General features: G+C 61.2%; 18 protein-coding genes. 10 read left to right on the top strand and 8 right to left on the bottom strand.

Going from position 1 to position 16,982, the window contains the following annotated elements; translation table 11 throughout:
- Positions 1-44 precede the first annotated feature (44 nt).
- Both ACA046_RS04450 and ACA046_RS04445 read right to left on the bottom strand, forming a co-directional pair.
- Positions 45-644, bottom strand: coding sequence for a hypothetical protein (locus tag ACA046_RS04450; RefSeq protein WP_003217840.1), 600 nt, complete (start codon positions 642-644; stop codon positions 45-47).
- 40 nt (positions 645-684) lie between these two features.
- On the bottom strand, positions 685-1,236 hold the full coding sequence (locus tag ACA046_RS04445; RefSeq protein WP_003217838.1) for a hypothetical protein: 552 nt from the start codon (positions 1,234-1,236) through the stop codon (positions 685-687).
- Positions 1,237-1,396: 160 nt separating this feature from the next.
- Here ACA046_RS04445 and fabI point away from each other — a divergent pair, with 160 nt between their 5' ends.
- From fabI to ACA046_RS04425, 4 genes are all read left to right on the top strand, one after another.
- The gene (gene fabI, locus ACA046_RS04440; RefSeq protein ID WP_497675971.1) at positions 1,397-2,191 is read left to right on the top strand and encodes an enoyl-ACP reductase FabI; all 795 of its coding nucleotides are present in this window, start codon (positions 1,397-1,399) and stop codon (positions 2,189-2,191) included.
- A 101-nt stretch (positions 2,192-2,292) separates the two neighbouring features.
- Positions 2,293-2,808, top strand: a complete 516-nt coding sequence (locus ACA046_RS04435) for a sigma-70 family RNA polymerase sigma factor (protein ID WP_087693776.1) — start codon at positions 2,293-2,295, stop codon at positions 2,806-2,808.
- Positions 2,805-3,749, top strand: coding sequence for a FecR family protein (locus tag ACA046_RS04430; protein WP_497675970.1), 945 nt, complete (start codon positions 2,805-2,807; stop codon positions 3,747-3,749). The genes ACA046_RS04435 and ACA046_RS04430 overlap by 4 nt, the downstream gene beginning before the upstream one ends.
- A 75-nt stretch (positions 3,750-3,824) precedes the next feature.
- On the top strand, positions 3,825-6,233 hold the full coding sequence (locus ACA046_RS04425) for a TonB-dependent siderophore receptor (protein WP_497675969.1): 2,409 nt from the start codon (positions 3,825-3,827) through the stop codon (positions 6,231-6,233).
- A gap of 42 nt (positions 6,234-6,275) precedes the next feature.
- On the opposite strand, the gene ACA046_RS04420 is transcribed toward ACA046_RS04425, so the two are convergent.
- Positions 6,276-7,166, bottom strand: coding sequence for a bifunctional helix-turn-helix transcriptional regulator/GNAT family N-acetyltransferase (locus ACA046_RS04420; protein ID WP_497677043.1), 891 nt, complete (start codon positions 7,164-7,166; stop codon positions 6,276-6,278).
- A gap of 191 nt (positions 7,167-7,357) precedes the next feature.
- On the opposite strand from ACA046_RS04420, the gene ggt reads away from it, so the two are divergent.
- From ggt to ACA046_RS04400, 4 genes are all read left to right on the top strand, one after another.
- On the top strand, positions 7,358-9,184 hold the full coding sequence (gene ggt, locus ACA046_RS04415; protein WP_497675968.1) for a gamma-glutamyltransferase: 1,827 nt from the start codon (positions 7,358-7,360) through the stop codon (positions 9,182-9,184).
- A 23-nt stretch (positions 9,185-9,207) separates the two neighbouring features.
- A complete protein-coding gene (locus ACA046_RS04410; protein ID WP_497675967.1) occupies positions 9,208-9,930 on the top strand; it encodes a purine nucleoside phosphorylase YfiH/LACC1 family protein in 723 nt (240 codons plus the stop codon).
- A gap of 159 nt (positions 9,931-10,089) precedes the next feature.
- The gene (locus ACA046_RS04405) at positions 10,090-10,410 is read left to right on the top strand and encodes a transcriptional regulator (RefSeq protein WP_497675966.1); all 321 of its coding nucleotides are present in this window, start codon (positions 10,090-10,092) and stop codon (positions 10,408-10,410) included.
- Positions 10,397-10,711 carry a helix-turn-helix domain-containing protein gene (locus ACA046_RS04400; protein ID WP_017478621.1) on the top strand — a complete coding sequence of 105 codons (315 nt, stop codon included), beginning with the start codon at positions 10,397-10,399 and terminating at the stop codon, positions 10,709-10,711. The genes ACA046_RS04405 and ACA046_RS04400 overlap by 14 nt, the downstream gene beginning before the upstream one ends.
- 13 nt (positions 10,712-10,724) lie before the next feature.
- Here the strand turns inward: ACA046_RS04400 and ddlA are convergent, their stop codons facing one another.
- Genes ddlA through ACA046_RS04380 form a run of 4 tightly spaced genes read right to left on the bottom strand, consistent with a single transcriptional unit; the run spans position 10,725 to position 13,319 of the window.
- Complete coding sequence (gene ddlA, locus ACA046_RS04395) at positions 10,725-11,819, bottom strand: D-alanine--D-alanine ligase (protein ID WP_497675965.1); 1,095 nt, start codon at positions 11,817-11,819, stop codon at positions 10,725-10,727.
- Positions 11,820-11,862: 43 nt separating this feature from the next.
- Positions 11,863-12,501, bottom strand: coding sequence for a LysE family transporter (locus ACA046_RS04390; protein WP_076014934.1), 639 nt, complete (start codon positions 12,499-12,501; stop codon positions 11,863-11,865).
- A gap of 40 nt (positions 12,502-12,541) precedes the next feature.
- The gene (locus tag ACA046_RS04385) at positions 12,542-12,757 is read right to left on the bottom strand and encodes a helix-turn-helix domain-containing protein (protein ID WP_010177071.1); all 216 of its coding nucleotides are present in this window, start codon (positions 12,755-12,757) and stop codon (positions 12,542-12,544) included.
- A gap of 7 nt (positions 12,758-12,764) precedes the next feature.
- The gene (locus ACA046_RS04380) at positions 12,765-13,319 is read right to left on the bottom strand and encodes a DUF2975 domain-containing protein (RefSeq protein WP_459026049.1); all 555 of its coding nucleotides are present in this window, start codon (positions 13,317-13,319) and stop codon (positions 12,765-12,767) included.
- A gap of 203 nt (positions 13,320-13,522) precedes the next feature.
- Between ACA046_RS04380 and ACA046_RS04375 the strand changes: the two genes are divergently transcribed.
- Positions 13,523-14,326, top strand: a complete 804-nt coding sequence (locus ACA046_RS04375; RefSeq protein ID WP_459026047.1) for an AraC family transcriptional regulator — start codon at positions 13,523-13,525, stop codon at positions 14,324-14,326.
- A 122-nt stretch (positions 14,327-14,448) separates the two neighbouring features.
- On the opposite strand, the gene ACA046_RS04370 is transcribed toward ACA046_RS04375, so the two are convergent.
- Complete coding sequence (locus ACA046_RS04370; RefSeq protein ID WP_497677042.1) at positions 14,449-15,819, bottom strand: MFS transporter; 1,371 nt, start codon at positions 15,817-15,819, stop codon at positions 14,449-14,451.
- A 121-nt stretch (positions 15,820-15,940) separates the two neighbouring features.
- Between ACA046_RS04370 and ACA046_RS04365 the strand changes: the two genes are divergently transcribed.
- A complete protein-coding gene (locus ACA046_RS04365; RefSeq protein ID WP_459026045.1) occupies positions 15,941-16,825 on the top strand; it encodes a LysR family transcriptional regulator in 885 nt (294 codons plus the stop codon).
- Positions 16,826-16,982 lie beyond the last annotated feature (157 nt).

Here is a 16,982-nt window from a genome sequence, read left to right as displayed (position 1 = left end):
GCCGGTTTGTCCATCAACGCTAGAACGCAGAAAATGCTTAGGAATTACCCACCAGGCCGCACACCCGGACAAGGATTCACCAATTCCGAATACTCAAACTCCGTAAAGTACGGAATCTTTGTCCCCGGAATCATCCCTCCGCCATACATCTTCTTCCCGCTCGGCCTGACCGCCTTCGCGCCAGCACCGATCAACAATGGCTGACCATTGGCCAACAAATAATCCACCATCTCCCGATGCATCGTTCCATTCCAGTGTTTGTCTGCATCCAGCGGCAGCAACACAAAGTTGGAGTTCGCCGTAAACATGTTCAGCGCTTCCGCCGCTTCCCGCGAGGTGGCGGTATGGCCGCACAGCACTTCAGCGGTTTTCAGTGTGTAGGAAGGCACGTACCGGCTGCTTTGATACTTGCTCAGGATCAGCCCTTTACGGGTCAGCACCGCCAACCCTTGCTCGGCATGGCAGATTGCTTCGTCGCCGTACTTCAGTCTGCAGAAGTTGGTATAGGAGATGTCGATAATGTCACTGCCGGAAACTCCCAGGTCTTGCGCTATCTGGGCCCGGGCTTGAGGGGTTTGGTAGGGGATGCTGCAGCCACTCAGCAGGAGGGCGGCAACGAATAACATCAGCGGTAAAGTACGCATAAAAAACTCCAGAAAAACGGGATGAGGGCGTGTCAATCCATTAAATCTCTACCGGCACAACCAACTCCTTCTGCCCCTCCGCCGTCACGTCATAAATCTTCTGGCTGCACACTGAGAACCCCTGCAAATCAAACTCCACCACATAGGTCTTGTTCGCTTTCGGCAGAAAGCTGCGCGACAGCGGCCCGCATTTTTCCAGGCTGTACGACGTGCCGTGATCATTACGCCAGTTCGCAACGCCCTCCACCATCGTCAACTGATCCGCGGGCACCAACGTCTCCCTGAACGGCCGGGCACGATAGAGCCCATGGGCCAGGCCCTTGTATAACCCTCGGATAAACGCCGGCGCCTGCTGCTCCAGGGAATCGTTGTAAACAACCCCCACGCTGCTCAAATTCCCCACGGGCCCAGCGCTGAAGCTCACCTGCGATTCGGTGCTGAGCATTTTGAAAATAACCTTCGCATGGTGGTCGTCTGCCGTCAGTACGACCGGCTTGGGTTTGGTCGGCGGCGGGCCTTTATGAGAAGAACAACCCGCACCAAAAACAGCCACCAGGCACAACGGAAAGATCCAAGCAAAGGAACGACCCATAGATAAATTCAAACCTTGTTAAATGCCATGATGGCTAGGTGCTGGATAGCTTAATGCCACTACCCTGAAAAGTATCTCCCCAACCGCCCATGTGCCTCGCAATATCCCCCCGCCGTCGAAATCCCACCACTGCCGAACAACCTGAAAAAAGGAGCTACACATGGGTTTTCTCGCCGGAAAGCGCGTTTTGATCGTGGGCGTCGCCAGCAAATTGTCCATCGCGTCGGGCATTGCCGCCGCCATGCACCGTGAGGGCGCCGAGTTGGCCTTCACCTATCAGAACGAGAAATTGAAAGGCCGCGTGGAAGAGTTCGCCACCGGTTGGGGTTCCAGCCCGGCGCTGTGTTTCCCGTGTGATGTGGCCAGTGACGAGCAGATCGCCCAGGTGTTTGCCGAGCTGGGCAAGCAGTGGGATGGCCTGGACTGCATCGTGCATTCCGTGGGTTTCGCCCCGGGTGATCAGTTGGAAGGGGACTTTACCGACGCCACCACCCGCGAGGGTTTTCGCATCGCCCACGACATCAGCGCCTACAGCTTCGTGGCCCTGGCCAAGGCCGGTCGGGAGTTGATGAAGGGCCGCAATGGCAGCCTGTTGACCCTGTCTTACCTGGGCGCAGAACGCACCATGCCCAACTACAACGTGATGGGGATGGCCAAGGCTTCGCTGGAGGCTGGCGTGCGGTATCTGGCCGGCTCCCTCGGCCCGGAAGGCACGCGGGTTAACGCGGTGTCCGCCGGTCCGATTCGCACCCTCGCCGCTTCCGGCATCAAGAATTTCCGCAAGATGCTGGCCGCCAACGAGGCGCAAACGCCGCTGCGGCGTAACGTCACCATTGAAGAGGTCGGTAACGCCGGCGCCTTCCTGTGCTCGGACCTGGCGTCGGGTATCAGTGGGGAGATCATGTACGTGGACGGCGGTTTCAATACCACGGCCATGGGTAATCTCGACGATTGACCCGCCACTGACACGAAAGCCCGCGCAATGCGGGCTTTCTATTGCAGCCCGAAGTTTGAAACCACTAAAATGGGATTAATTCTCACTTACGACTCTCTCTCATGAAGCTGTCTTCGCCCACCGACGCTCCTACGCTCGATGCGCTGTACCGCGGCTACCACGGCTGGTTGTTGACCTGGTTGCGGCGTCGCGTGCATTGCTCCCATCAGGCGGCCGACGTGGCGCAAGACACTTTCGTACGCTTGCTGGCATCGGGCACTTACGTCGCACCGGGTGAGCCACGGGCTTATCTGGCCACCATCGCGCGCCGGTTGCTGATGGACAATGGCCGCCGCCGACGCCTGGAACAGGCCTACCGCGAAGAGCTCGAACGCTGCGCCGCGTACCTTGAACAGGCGCCTTCACCGGAGCAGATCCTGCAAGCCGCGCAAATGCTTGAAGCGATTGATCGGGCCTTGGCGCGCATGAACAAGCGGATACGCGACACCTTCATCCTGCGTTACCTCGAAGGCCTGGACCAGGCGCAAATCGCCCAGCGCCTCGGGGTTTCGGTGCGCACGGTACAGAACGACCTGGTGGAAGCCTTGCTGGCGTGCGATGCGTGCGCCCAGCCATGAACCAGCCTCTGCCCCACGCTGTGCTGCGCCAGGCTGCCGAATGGCTGGTGCGGCTGGATCACGAAGGCAACGACGCCAGCGAACAAGCATTTCGCGCCTGGCTGGCCGCCGACCCGCTGCACCCCCAAGCCATTGCCCGCCTTCAGGGCCACTTGCAGCCTCTCAAACAAGCCCCGGCCCGTGCCGCATTGCGCCGGGCCCGGCAGCCGCGCCACGGGGCAACGCTGGTTAAGTGTCTCGCCCTGGCCCTGCTGCTAGCGGGCGTGCCGGCGTACCAGTACGAGCAACGTGGCTATCTGTTCGCCGACCTGAGCACGGACCGTGGCCAATGGCGCCAAACGCTGCTGGCCGACGGCAGTGACCTGCAACTGGAAGGCAACTCCGCCGTGAACCTGCACTTGGACGCCACCCAGCGCCGCGTGCGACTGCTGCACGGAGAGATACTGGTGACAGTGGCCAAGGACGCCCAGCGGCCGTTTTATGTCGACACCCCGCAAGGCAGCATTCGCGCCCTGGGTACGCGCTTTATCGTCGAACTCAGCGACACCGCCACGGTGGTCAAGATGCTCGAATCTTCCACCCGCATCGACAGTGCCGGGCACACGATCACCCTCGCCCCCGGCCAGCAAGTGCGCCTGGATGCAAACGGGCCGGGCACGCCGAAAAGCGTCGATGTGCAGGCGCAGCAGCAAGCCTGGACAGCCCATCAATTGCTGGCCAATGACGAGCCGCTGGCGGATGTGCTTGAGCGCCTGGCGCGGCATCGCCCGGGAGTGCTGATGTTCGATCGCAAGGTGCTGCAAGGCATCCGGGTGACCGTGATGCTGCCGACGGACGACAGCGACCGCGCGTTGCGCCTGCTCACGCGCACCCTGCCGATTGAAGTCAGCACCTACACCCCGTGGCTTACCCGTGTGCGCTTGAAAGTACCCGCCGAATAATTTTTGCGCCTCGTTGCGTGTTTTCGGTTTTACCGCGTCCTTCCCTTGGCCAACATCCAAAGGAGCACCGATAACATGTCTTCAACCCCCACTCGCGGCGGCCTGTTACTGGCCAGTCGACTGTTGCTTGGCTGCCTGCCGCTGGCGGTGCCGGGCCTGGCTTACGCGCAACAGCAGGTGCAGACGTTCGACGTCGCGCCCGGCAAACTCGGTGATGTACTGACCCGCTTCGCCCAGGCCGCCGGTGTGCCGATTTCGTTCCTGTCGCAACAGGTGGCCGGGTTGAACAGCCCCGGTGTGCGCGGCAGCTACAGCGTGGCGGACGGGTTCGCGCAGGTGCTGGCCGGCACCGGTTTTGCCGCAGCCGGCAATGCCGATGGCTATCAGTTGGAAAGCCTGCCGGTAGCCGGCGGCGCGCTGTCGCTGGGCGCCACAGAGATCACTGCCAACCAGTTGGGCACCATCACGGAGGGCAGCCGTTCCTATACTCCGGGCACCATCGCCACCGCCACGCGCATGGTGCTGACCCCACGGGAAACCCCGCAGTCGATCACCGTGATCACGCGCCAGCATATGGATGACTTCGCGCTTACCTCGATCGATGACGTGATGCGCCATACGCCGGGCATCACCGTGTCGACCTTCGACAGCGAGCGCAATAACTACTACGCACGCGGCTTCTCGGTGGAGAACTTCCAGTACGACGGCATTCCTACCCTGCGCAACTCCGCCTACTCGTCCGGCCAGACCCTGACCGACATGGCGATCTATGACCGCGTGGAAATTCTCAAGGGCGCCACCGGGCTGCTGACTGGCGCTGGCGCCCCCGGCGCGACGATCAACCTGATCCGCAAAAAGCCCACCCGCGACTTCAAGGCCAGCGTGGAACTCGGCGCCGGCAGTTGGGACAACTATCGCTCCCAGATCGACGTGAGTGGCCCGCTGACCGACAGCGGCAACGTGCGTGGACGCGCGGTGGCGGCGTATCAGGACAAGCACTCGTTCATGGACCACTACCAGCGCAACACCAATGTGTACTTCGGCACACTGGAAGCTGACATGACCGAAGACACCCTGCTCACCGTCGGCTTCGATTACCAGAACAGTGACCCGCAGGGCTCGGGCTGGTCCGGTAGCCGGGCGTTGTTCGACCGCAGCGGCAACCGCATCGACGTGAAACGCTCCTATAACAACGGCGCCAAGTGGAGCCGTTGGGAGCAGTATTCCCGCAGCGCGTTCTCCACCCTCGAGCATAACTTCGACAATGGCTGGGTGATCAAGGGCCAATACACCCATCAACTCATGGGCTACGACGCGCCGTTGGGCTCGATCATGAGTGGTCCGTTCGCCGCCACCGGACTCTCGTCCCTGTACGCGAACAAGTTCACCGGCAATACCCGCGCCGACTCGGGCGATATCTACGCCAGCGGTCCGTTCAGCCTGCTGGGCCGTACCCATGAACTGGTGATTGGCGCGTCGGCCTCGAACTCCCACTGGACCGGAAAAGACTACGGCGCCCCCACTTATGTCGGCAACAACCAGATTGATTTCTGGAATTTCGACGGCAATGTGCCGGAGCCAGACTGGGGCGCGCCGACCCGCACCATCGATGCCACCACCCGGCAATCCGCCGGCTACATGGCCGCACGTTTCAACCTCACGGACGACTTGAACCTGTTCCTCGGCAGCCGCGTGGCCAACTACACATTGCGCGGCGACGACGACTCCACCGAGACCGGCAAGCTGGTGCCCTACGCCGGGGTCACCTATGACCTGAACGACAACTTCACCGCGTATGCCAGCTACACCGACATCTTCATGCCGTCGAGCTACAGCCGCGACCGCAACAACAAATTGCTGGAACCGGATGAAGGCAAGAACTACGAGACCGGCCTCAAGGGCGAGTTCTTCGAGGGCCGGCTCAACACCAGCATGGCCTACTTCGAAGTGCATGAAACCAACCGCGCGGAGCCGGACGCTGAATACAACGCCGCGCCTACCAATCCGTCCCTGGGTTATGCCGAAAAAGGCATCAAGGCCAAGACCAAAGGCTTCGAGGCCGAAATGTCCGGCGAACTGGCGCCGGGCTGGCAGGCCCAAGCCGGCTACACCCACAAGATCCTGCGGGATGAACATGGCGACAAGGCTTCGACCTGGGAGCCGGAAGACCAGCTCAGCTTCTTCACCTCGTACAAGCTCAAGGGCCCGCTGGACCGCCTGACCCTCGGCGGCGGCGCACGCTGGCAGAGCAGAAGCTGGCAAGTGGTGTACAACCGGCCCAAGGCGCAAAACGAAGAGTTCTCGCAGGAAGCGTATTGGGTGGTGGACGCGATGGCCAAGTACCAGGTCAGCGAACACCTTTCCGCGACGCTGAACGTCAACAATCTGTTCGACAAGCAGTACTACACCAACATCGGGTTCTATAACACGGCCTATTACGGCACCCCGCGCAATGTGATGCTCACCACGCGCTGGGACTTTTAACCGGCCAGGCGCCAGCGCCCCGTGGCATGGGGCGCTGTTGCGTCAAATAGCGTGCCGCACAAAACACTGCTCCACCACCGACTTGCCCCACTGCTGCCCTTCCTGCTCGGACTCCAGCACAAAGCCCGCGTTTTCATAAAGCTTGCGCGCCACATCCAGGCCCTTGAACGTCCACAGCCGCACCGCCGGGAACCGGTGCTCGTCACAGAAATCCAGCGCCTCTTTCAGCAGCCGTTTACCTAGGCCCTGACCGTGAGCCGACGGGTCCAGGATGAAGCAGCGCAAGATCGCCTCGCCGTTTTCGCCCTCGCCATCAATGGCAATCGAACCCACAATCTGCGGCCCATCCAGTACCGCCCACACTTCGTTGCGAGGGTTGGCCAGGCGTCCCATCAACTCGGCCATGTCCGCCGCCACCAGGCTTTCGAACGGCTGGCCAAAATGGGCGTGTTTGGCGTAGTACTCAGCGTGCATCTGCGCGATGCGCCCAATCACCCCAGGCCGGTAGCCACGGGCAATGCTGTAGTGCCTTGGCTGTCGGACGCCGGTGCGTTGGGTTTGCAGGGCTGCGGCGTACTGATCAAGCCCACGGCTGACGGCCTGTTGCTGTTCGCTGGACAAGTCGCCAATCGCCTCGCCCACTTGGCGCCGGGCAAACGTTTCGATGTCGCGTAACGTCTTCTGGCCTCGTGTGGTGAGCCGCAGCTTTTTCGAGCGGGCATCGTCCTCGTTGGCAAACTCTTCCAGCTCGCCCGCCTCGATCAGCTTGCGCACCATGCGGCTCACCGACGATTTTTCCAGGCCCAGCAAGGTGACCAGTTCAGCCGCTGTCAGTGCGCCACGCTCGCCGATTTCAACAATCGTGTGCACTGATGACGGTGGATAACTGCTGGCCGCCAACCTCGGCTGCATGAAGCCCAGCTCCCGCACCATGAGGCGTGAGGCACAGCGGATCTGATCGATAAGGTCTGGCCTGGAACGGTTCACGGAAAAACCTCTTGCCCGAATGAAGAGATATAGTTGTACCGCACAACCAAATACAGATCAATCTCCCCTCTCCTAAAGCACTGAGGTACATTCCCTACACGGACAACAGATCATTCTCAAATGAACGGAGTCATCGCGTGCTTTCGATTTTCCACCGCCAACGCCTTACCACCCTCTCGCTGATCACCGCCGCCCTCACCCTCGCCGCTTGCCACAGTGCCACCGCACCTGAACTGCCGCCCGCCCCGGAACTCGGCTCGGGCTATCGCACCGACATGAGCACCCGCCACGCCGAGCGCCATATGGCCGCCGCCGCCAACCCGCTGGCCGCCGAAGCCGGGCGGGAAATCTTGCGCAAGGGCGGCTCGGCCATCGACGCCGCGATTGCCATGCAGGCCGTGCTGACCCTGGTGGAGCCGCAGTCCTCCGGGATCGGCGGCGGCGCGTTCATCATGCTGTGGGACGGCAAGCAGGTGCATGCCTACGACGGTCGCGAAACCGCACCAGCGGGCGCTACCGAGCGGTTGTTCCTGAAGGCCGACGGTACGCCGATGGCCTTCCCCGATGCACAGATTGGCGGGCGTTCCGTGGCAACTCCGGGCGTGTTGCGCGCCCTGGAGATGGCCCACAAGAAGACCGGCCACCTGCAATGGGCGACGCTGTTCGAGCCGGCCATTCGCCTGGCTGAACAGGGCTTCCCGATCTCGGCACGCCTGCACAGCCTGATTGCCGCCGACCGCTACATCACCCGCTCGCCGGAAATGACCGCGTACTTTCTGAACGCCGACGGCAGCCCCAAGGCCACGGGCACACTGCTGAAAAACCCGGCGCTGGCCAACGTCTTCAAACGCATCGCCAAGGAAGGGCCGGACGCGCTGTACTTCGGCCCGATTGCAGAGGAGATCACCCGCAAGGTGCAGGGCAACAGCAACGCCGGCAGCCTGACGCTGACCGACCTCAAGGGCTACAACGCGGTTGAGCGGGCGCCGTTGTGCACTGACTACAAGCGCTGGAAAGTCTGCGGCATGCCACCACCGTCGTCGGGCGGGATTGCCATTGCGCAGATCCTCGGCACGTTGCAGGCTCTGGAAGCCCGCGACCCGCGCATGGCCCTCGCGCCGTTGAAGCCGGTGAAGAGCGACTCACCGGCAGGCTTGGAGCCGGTGCCCGAAGCGGTGCACCTGATCGCCGAGGCCGACCGCCTGGCCTACGCCGACCGCGCCCAATACGTGGCCGATTCGGACTACGTGCCGGTGCCGGTTGCCGGGCTGATCGCTCCGAACTATCTGGCCAGCCGCGCCGCGTTGATTGGTGAACGCAGCATGGGCGTCGCCAAGCCGGGCAAGCCGGCCGGGATTGAAGTGGCCTACGCGCCGGATCGCTCGCCGCTGCGCATTTCCACCTCGCAAGTGGTGGCAGTGGATGACGTGGGTGGCGCGGTGTCGATGACCACTACGGTGGAAGCGGCATTCGGTTCCCATGTGATGGTCCAGGGCTTTTTGCTGAATAACCAGATGACCGACTTCTCTTTCATTCCCGAAGAGAACGGCCAGCCGGTGGCCAACCGGATCGAGCCGGGCAAACGCCCGCGTTCGTCCATGGCGCCGACGCTGGTGTTTGATCGCCAGAGCGGCGAGCTGGTGGCCACGGTTGGTTCCCCGGGCGGATCGCAGATCATCGAATATGTGAGCAAGTCCCTGGTGGCCATGCTCGACTGGAACCTCGACCCGCAAGCCGCCGTCGGCCTGCCCAACTTCGGCAGCCGCAACGGCGCGACCGAGCTGGAAGCCGGGTTGTTCAGTGCACCGTTGAAACAGGCGCTGAAGGACAAAGGCCACGCCCTGAGCGAAATCGACATGACCAGCGGCGCCCAGGCGATCGTCCGGGTGCGCGATGCGCAGGGCAAAGCGTCGTTGATCGGCGGGGCTGATCCACGCCGTGAAGGCGAAGCGCTGGGGGATTGAGTTGACTCATTGGAGAGCTGCGCGTGCACAAGGCAAATAACCTCGGCGCCCTGGTGGGCGTCGATCATGGGTTTTGTTCGATTGACGATCCATTGCGGCCTGACGAGGTGTTCATCTGCAAGCAGGTGCACAGCGCCACGACCCTTGAATGGCGCCCGGAGCTGGTAGCCAATACGGTTGAAGCCGATGGGGTTTTCAGCCGGGATACGCAGCCAATTGCGGTGATCACCGCCGACTGCCTGCCGCTGCTGATGGCCTCGGAGAACGGGGACTTTGTCGCAGCGATTCATGGCGGCTGGAAGGGACTGCAAGGCGGGATCATCGCCAATGCCATGCAAAGGTTTACCGCCGAGGGTGTGGCGCTGGATCAGTTGCGGATTGCGATTGGGCCTTCGATCAAGCCTTGTTGTTATGAGGTGAGTGGCGAGTTTGTGGCGCAGTTGCAGGCGAGCCAGGGGAATTTGTGGCGGGATGGAAATGCGCCGTGGACGTTTGAGCAGCCGGGGCCGCTGTTGGCGCCACAGATTGCGCCGCCTGATCCGAGGCAGGATTTGAGTGCGTGGTTTGATTTGAGCCGTTATGCGCTGATCTTACTGGAGGCGGCAGGGATAAAACGTGAGCAGGTTGAGGTGAGCGAGGTGTGTACGTATTGCACCTCGCCGGCGTTTGCGAGTTATCGCAGAAGGACCCATGACAGTACGGAAAGGAAGACGTTGTTGTATTCGTGGATTGCTCGCGCCGTGTAATGGGACGACACCCACAGCTCTCTTAGCTATTAGCCTAAGAAAATCTGTAGGCTGTCATTTTTTGCGAAACAACGTTTCTTGAATCCCCCTCCATCCGCTGACATTTTCTGGCCCCGCCCCTTCTTGCCAGAGGCTACGTCAAAGACGTAGAATTTTTGCGTGTTAACGATCATCGAGTCACCATTATTCAGTAAGCTATGGCCCGATTACTGGACCGAAGAAGAACGGGGTATTTTTATGGCTTTTCTAGCCAACCACCCCGATTCAGGTACTGTCATTCCAGGTTCTGGTGGTTGCCGAAAAGTACGCTGGAGCTTGGAAGGCCGGGGCAAGAGCAGCTCAGTACGGATCATTTACACAACGCAATTGGCGTGCGGCGCACTAGTTGCCTTGCTGATTTATGCCAAAGGTGCCACCGAGAATATTCCCGCGCATGTCCTCTACAAAATCGCCAAGGAGATGAACCATGCCACTCACTGAGAAACAGCTGAAGGAACGTGACGCCAAGCGCAACATCGGCGAGGAATTGCTGGCTGCCGTTATCGACGTCAAGGAAGGGCGTCATGGTCACGTCCATCACGTCGAAATTACCCAAGCGGCTGAGGCGCGCAGCAAGACCGGGTTGTCACAGCCCAAGTTTGCCGAACTGCTGGGGGTCTCTGTACGAACGCTTCAAGAATGGGAGCAAGGGCGCCGTTCTCCTTCCGGCGCGGCACGTTCCTTGCTGCACATAGCAGCCATCAGGCCAGACGTTTTTCGAGAAGTCCTCAGTAACGCCTGATGGCGTTACTGGTCTACCGGCTAATCTTCAACCCCTTACGCGCCGAATGCCGCTCCAGCGCCAGCTCGATCAACCGGCTCACCAGCTCGCTGTAGCTCATGCCAGCCGCCTGCCACAACTTCGGGTACATGCTGATGCGGGTGAACCCGGGCAACGAGTTGATTTCGTTGATCAGCACCTCACCCTCATCCGTCAAGAACACATCCACCCGCGCCAGCCCGGCGCAGCCCAGGGTTTCAAACGCTTCGATGGCCAACGCACGAATGCGCTCGCTGGCTTCAACACTGATATCCGCCGGCACCACCACTTGGGCCGCCTGGTCATCGATGTATTTGCTGTCGTAGGAATAGAACCCGTCCCGCACCACGATCTCGCCACAACCGCTGGCGATGGGATTCTCGTTGCCCAATACGGCGCATTCGATTTCCCGGCCTTTTACCGCCGACTCCACCAGCACCTTTTCATCAAACCCAAGTGCCAGCTCTACGGCAGCGTGATATTCAGCCTCGCTGCCCACCTTGCTCACACCCACGGACGACCCCTGGTTCGCCGGTTTCACGAACATCGGCAATCCGAGTTTCTGTTGGGCTTGGTCGAAGGTGGTACGCGCCGCATTCCTGCGGTTGAGGGTGATGAACGGCGTCACGGCAATCCCGGCATCGCGCAGCAGGCGTTTGCTGATGTCCTTGTCCATGCACACGGCCGAGCCCAGCACGTCGGAGCCGACAAACGGCAGGTCTGCCATGCGCAGCAGCCCTTGCAGGCAGCCGTCTTCGCCGAGGGTGCCGTGGACGATTGGAAAGATCACATCGACGTGTTCCAGCGAGGCCTGGCTGGCGGTTTCCACCAGTTGCTGGCTGGCCTTGCCCGGCACGACCGCCAGTTCACGATTGGATTGATTGAGAGCGATCAGCGCCGGGTTTTCTTCATTGAGCAGGAAGCCCGAGGTGTCGTTGAGGTGCCAGTGGCCGGCCTTGTCGATGCCGATCAGGATCGGCTCGAAGCGCGAACGGTCCAGCGCATCGACGATGTTGCGCGCCGACTGCAGCGACACTTCATGCTCGGCCGAACGGCCACCAAAAATAATCCCTACCCGCAGCTTGCTCATGATCGGCCTCACGTTTGAAAGTAAGGCTTCTTACCATGAGCCGTCAGCGATTCGCTACCAGCGTAGCCCCGAACAGCACATAACAACCACCGGCAAACCGGTCCAGCCACTTGCGCGAGCGGCTGTAGACGTTGGCCATCCGTTCACTGGAAAACACCAGCGCCACGCAGGAATACCAGCTGAATGACAGCGTCGCCATGGTGATCACAGCCAGGGTCAGCAGCATCGGCGACGGTGATGGGGGCATAGTGGACGCAAAGATCGTCGCGACGAACAGCGCCGCCTTGGGGTTGGACAGGTTGCCCAATAAACCCAGGCGCCAGGCGGAAAACAGCGAGCGCCGAGGTTCGTCGGGCAACAGGTTCTGGGCCATGGCCGGCGCCGAGCGCCGGAACAGTTTCAACCCCAGGTAAATCAGGTAGCAGCCACCGATGATCTTGAACGCCAGGTACAGCATCGGCGCTGCGGTAAACAATGACTTGATCCCCAAGCCGCCGGCCAGGCCCCACATCACTGTGCCGGTGGCCACGCCAGCGGACGCCACCACGCCATGGCGGCGCGAGCAACTGGCGGCCAATTGCGCCGTGTTGAAGAAGTTCGGCCCGGGGGTGACGACCGCGACGGTCCAGAGCAAGGCCAGCGACAGAAGAGGCGCGGCGTACGGCAGGCTTGGGAAAAGCATCGGTTGATCCATCCTTCAGGGAATTAAAGATCCTTGCCGTTTACAGCTCAGGTTCGGGTTCATGCACCAGCAGGTCGCCCGGCTGACACTCCAGATACTTGCAGATTGCATCCAGGGTGGCCAGCCGTATGCCCTTGACCTTGCCTTGCTTTAGCAATGACAGGTTTTGTTCGGTGATACCAATGGCGGCGGCCAGGTCCTTGGACTTGACCTTGCGCCGGGCGAGCATAACGTCCAACTCAATCACAATAGACATGCTGTTCTCAAACAAACGTGCGGTTTTCAGAATCCACTTCACTGGCCTGCCACAGGATACGCGCGATCACCGAAATGCAGCCGGCGAGAAACAGCGCCACGATGCTGGGCGGAGTAAAACTCAAGGTGAGCAGCCGCTGGCCAACCGGCTCGTTCATCGTGACCCAGACACTGAGCAAGGGCTCACACAGAAAATCCAGCAACACCCACAGTGCCACGGCCCGGCCTACTTTACCCAAGTGCTGCGCGGCGGCGCAGGAAAAATACTCCCCACGAGCATAGTTCTGGAACAGCTGGCGCAAATGATTCAAACCGGACACCAGCGCCATCAAGGGAATGCTGGAGAGCAGGACGCCGCCCAGTGTCTGCCACCAAGGGAAAGCCGCCACCATCTCCGCCCGCCCCTCGATTTGTTTGCCACTCAAGGCGAAACCAAATCCGAACGAAGCGCTTTGTTGCGGGTAAAGCCACGCGGCGGTATTGAGCAGCAGTATGGCGACAATCATCAACAGGGTAAGCAGTGCCATGCGCTGGCTGAGCTGGGCAAGACGTTGGGAATTCATGGGGAAGCCTCTCAGAAATTTGAGGCGGAAAAATAAACGATTAATTATTGTAAAACAATCATTTTTTAATGATTAACGATACCTGAACACAAAACCGATACTGCCCTCCGAAATTTCAGCAGTGGCACAATCGTTCAAGACCGCAGCAGACAGCCCGGTCACACTGGGGTAACGTATTTGCGTCCCGACCTGCGACTGACACCATGATCAAACCCTCTCTCGACTGGCTGCACCGCGCGCCCCACGCCAGTGGCCTGGAGCGTATCGAGGCGTATTTTGCCGGGTTTGGCTTCGACCCTCATCGCCACGACACCTACGCCATCGGCCGTACCCTGTTCGGTGTGCAGAGTTTTCACTATCGCGGCGGCATGACCCACAGCCTGCCGGGGCGGACCATGGTGATTCATCCCGATGAAGTGCATGACGGGTGGGCCGGCAGCGAGGAAGGTTTCAAATACCGGATGATTTACGTGGAGCCGGCGCTGATCCAGCAAGTGCTCGGTGGCAAGCCGTTACCGTTTATTCCCGGCGGGCTGTCCAGCGACCCGTGGCTGTACCGCGCCAGTGAAGTGTTGCTGCAAAGCCTGGATTGCCCGATTGATCCGTTGCAGGAACAGGACGCAATGTTCGACCTGGCCCAGGCGCTGAACAATGCCTCGGGGATCACGGTGAATCGCAAGACTTTCGACTACCGCGCTGCCGAACGCGCGCGGGAATTTATCCACAGCGCCTTGGGCCGGCCGATCACCCTCGATGAAATGGCGGAGCACGCCAACCGCGACCGCTGGGCGCTGTCGCGGGATTTTCGGTTGTTGTTCGGGACCAGTCCCTATCGCTACCTGACCATGCGCCGCCTGGACCTGGTGCGCAGCTTGCTGGGTCAGGGCCAGTCACTGGTGGATGCGGCACTGACCGCCGGTTTCACCGACCAGAGTCACATGACCCGCCAGTTTCGCAGCACCTTCGGCATGCCGCCGTCGCGCTGGGTGAAGATGCTCGGGCGCTGAAATCCCGCCTTGAAATGCGATCAACCTGTGGGAGCGGGCTTGCTCGCGAATGCGGTGTGTCAGCTACTGAATGCATTGACTGATCCACCGCCTTCGCGAGCAAGCCCGCTCCCACATTTGAACTATGTCGCTGCCGAAATCGTATTCGACGCTGGAGCTCGTTCTTTAAGGGCCAACGCCAGCACCGCCCCCGCCAGGGCAATCGCCGCGCTCCACCACAACGCCAGTTCAATCCCGCCCGCCTGCGCCGCACCCGTCGACCCGCCGGCATTCGCCAGCGACACCAGCAACGCCAACCCCAATGCGCCGCCAATCTGCTGGCTGGTGGACGCCATGCCCGCCGCCACACCTTGCTCTCCCGGCCGGATGCCCAAACCGGCGGCCACCCACATCGCCGTCCAGGTCATGCCCTGGCCGATGCTCAAGATGAAAATCCCCGGCAGCAATGACCAGAACCCCGCCCCCGTCGGCAATGCCAGGCACACCAGGGCGATGCCCACCGCACCCGCCAACTGGCCGCTGACCAAGGTGGTGCGCAATCCCAGGCGTGCCAACGAACGCTCCGCCAGCCAGATACCGCCGGTGCACACCAGGGTCGCCGGCAAAAATGCCAAGCCCGCCTGCAACACGCTATAGCCGTAGACCTGCTGGTAATACACCGCCAGAAAGTAGTACTGCACGCCAAAGCTGCTCATGAACACCGCCGTCAACACCATGGCCATGCGCAACTCCCGATAGCCCAACAACCGCAGCGGCATCAGGGGATCGCGCCCTCGGTGTTCGATCCAGGCAAACAACCCGAGCAGCGCCAGCGCCAAGGCCATGCAACCCAGGGTCGACGGCGCCGCCCAGCCCCACTCCGGCCCCTGCACCAGGGAGAACACCAGCAGCGTGCCGCCTACCGTCACGGTCAACGCGCCGCTGATGTCAAAGTTGCGCCCACAGGCCCGCTCGCCATCGGCGGGAATCCAGTAACGCGCCGCCAGGGCGCAGGCGCCGGCCAGCGGCACGTTCACCAGGAATACCGCTTCCCAGCCCCAGGCCTGGGTCAGCACGCCGCCGAGCAACGCGCCCAATGCCAGGCCCGCTGCCGAGGCCGCGCTCCACACCGCAAATGCACGATTACGCGCCGGCCCTTCGGCGTAGTGGGTGTTGATCAGCGCCAGCGTGGCCGGGAACAACAGCGCCCCACCCACGCCCTGTACCGCCCGGGCCAGCACCAGCAACAACGCGCTGCCGCCGAGCACCGCCGCCAGGGAAGACAGCGCATACAGAGACTGGCCGAGAATGTACAAGCGCCGCTTGCCCAGCAGGTCTGCGGCGCGACCGCCCAGCAACAGGAAGCCGCCGAACGCCACGCTGTAGGCGCTGACCACCCACTGCAATTGCTGGGCGGAAAAACCCAGGTGGTTGCCGATCTGCGGCAGCGCGACAAACACGATGGTCGCGTCGAGGGCGATGATCAGTTGCGCGGTCGCCAGCAGCAACAGCATCCAGCCTGAGGGTCGAGATAAAGACATCACAGCGTCCTGCCAAAAAGTGAGAGGCGCCAGTGTCTTTCATGCCCAACAGATGATAAATAGCCTTATCACTCTTTCAGTAATGAATTTAATCATGGATCTGAACGCTGTTCGCCTACTGGTGCGGGTCGCCGAAACCCGCAGTTTCACCCGGGCTGCAGGAGACTTGGGGTTAACCCAATCGGGCTTGTCTCGCGCCATTTCCCGCCTGGAAAACCAGTTGGGCGTACGCCTGCTGCAACGCAACACTCGCAGCGTCAGCCTCACACCCGACGGCCAGATGCTGTATGAACGCAGCGCGCCGTTGCTGGCTGAACTGGCCGAAGCCGAACGACAGATGCTCGACCGCCGCGCTTCACCCTCGGGGTTGCTGAAGATCAGCACGCCATCGTTGTTTGGCCGCAAAGTGGTGATGCCGGTGATCGGCGAACTGACTTTGCAATACCCCGAACTGCGTATCGAAGCAGTGATGACTGATCGCCTGGTGGACATCGTCGACGAAGGTTTTGATGCCTTGCTGCGCACCGGCGATATCCAGGACCAACGCCTGATCGCCCGGGCACTGCCGCCGCTGCGCTGGGTCACCGTTGCCGCCCCGGCTTATCTCGCGCGTTTTGGCACACCGCAAACCGTCGATGAACTGAGAGACCACAACTGCCTGACCGTACGTAACCTGCGCACCAGCCGACTGGTGGACTGGCAGTTCATGCTGGAGGGCAAGGTGCAGGACGTGAGCGTCGAGGGACGGCTGATCTTTGATATTGGCGATGCGCTGGTGGACGGCGCACTGGGCGGGTTTGGCATCGCCCAGGTGATGGATTTTGCAGTGCGGGAGGACCTGACCGCCGGGCGCCTGGTGCCCTTGCTGGAGGATTTTGCCGGGCGCAGTCGAGCGATATCCCTGGTGTATCCGCCATCGCGGCAGTACTCACCGAAGTTGATGGCGTTTGCCGAAGCGCTCAGCAAAACCCAGTGGTAACACAACCTTTGTGACGAGGGAGCTTGCTCCCGCTCGGCTGCGCAGCAGTCGTATATCTACCGACCAAGTGTATTGGCAGGAAACAATGGGACCGCTTCGCGCTCCAGCGGGAGCAAGCTCCCTCGCCACAAAACCAGGCTTTACCGGAAGAATTAGG

It is taken from the genome of Pseudomonas sp. LBUM1641 (assembly GCF_059716235.1).
The sequence above is the reverse complement of the archived record's forward strand: the minus strand, read 5'-3'. Positions and strand labels throughout refer to the sequence as shown.

Excerpts from the sequence above, each read along its gene's own strand:
- ACA046_RS04365 (WP_459026045.1), top strand. The coding sequence starts at position 15,941 with ATGGATCTGAACGCTGTTCGCCTACTGGTGCGGGTCGCCGAAACCCGC.
- fabI (WP_497675971.1), top strand. The coding sequence starts at position 1,397 with ATGGGTTTTCTCGCCGGAAAGCGCGTTTTGATCGTGGGCGTCGCCAGC.
- ACA046_RS04380 (WP_459026049.1), bottom strand. The coding sequence starts at position 13,319 with ATGAATTCCCAACGTCTTGCCCAGCTCAGCCAGCGCATGGCACTGCTT.
- ACA046_RS04420 (WP_497677043.1), bottom strand. The coding sequence starts at position 7,166 with ATGGTGCGGGAGCTGGGCTTCATGCAGCCGAGGTTGGCGGCCAGCAGT.
- ACA046_RS04375 (WP_459026047.1), top strand. The coding sequence starts at position 13,523 with ATGATCAAACCCTCTCTCGACTGGCTGCACCGCGCGCCCCACGCCAGT.
- ACA046_RS04390 (WP_076014934.1), bottom strand. The coding sequence starts at position 12,501 with ATGCTTTTCCCAAGCCTGCCGTACGCCGCGCCTCTTCTGTCGCTGGCC.
- ACA046_RS04370 (WP_497677042.1), bottom strand. The coding sequence starts at position 15,819 with ATGCTGTTGCTGCTGGCGACCGCGCAACTGATCATCGCCCTCGACGCG.
- ACA046_RS04385 (WP_010177071.1), bottom strand. The coding sequence starts at position 12,757 with ATGTCTATTGTGATTGAGTTGGACGTTATGCTCGCCCGGCGCAAGGTC.
- ACA046_RS04400 (WP_017478621.1), top strand. The coding sequence starts at position 10,397 with ATGCCACTCACTGAGAAACAGCTGAAGGAACGTGACGCCAAGCGCAAC.
- ACA046_RS04425 (WP_497675969.1), top strand. The coding sequence starts at position 3,825 with ATGTCTTCAACCCCCACTCGCGGCGGCCTGTTACTGGCCAGTCGACTG.
- ACA046_RS04435 (WP_087693776.1), top strand. The coding sequence starts at position 2,293 with ATGAAGCTGTCTTCGCCCACCGACGCTCCTACGCTCGATGCGCTGTAC.
- ACA046_RS04445 (WP_003217838.1), bottom strand. The coding sequence starts at position 1,236 with ATGGGTCGTTCCTTTGCTTGGATCTTTCCGTTGTGCCTGGTGGCTGTT.
- ddlA (WP_497675965.1), bottom strand. The coding sequence starts at position 11,819 with ATGAGCAAGCTGCGGGTAGGGATTATTTTTGGTGGCCGTTCGGCCGAG.
- ACA046_RS04450 (WP_003217840.1), bottom strand. The coding sequence starts at position 644 with ATGCGTACTTTACCGCTGATGTTATTCGTTGCCGCCCTCCTGCTGAGT.
- ACA046_RS04430 (WP_497675970.1), top strand. The coding sequence starts at position 2,805 with ATGAACCAGCCTCTGCCCCACGCTGTGCTGCGCCAGGCTGCCGAATGG.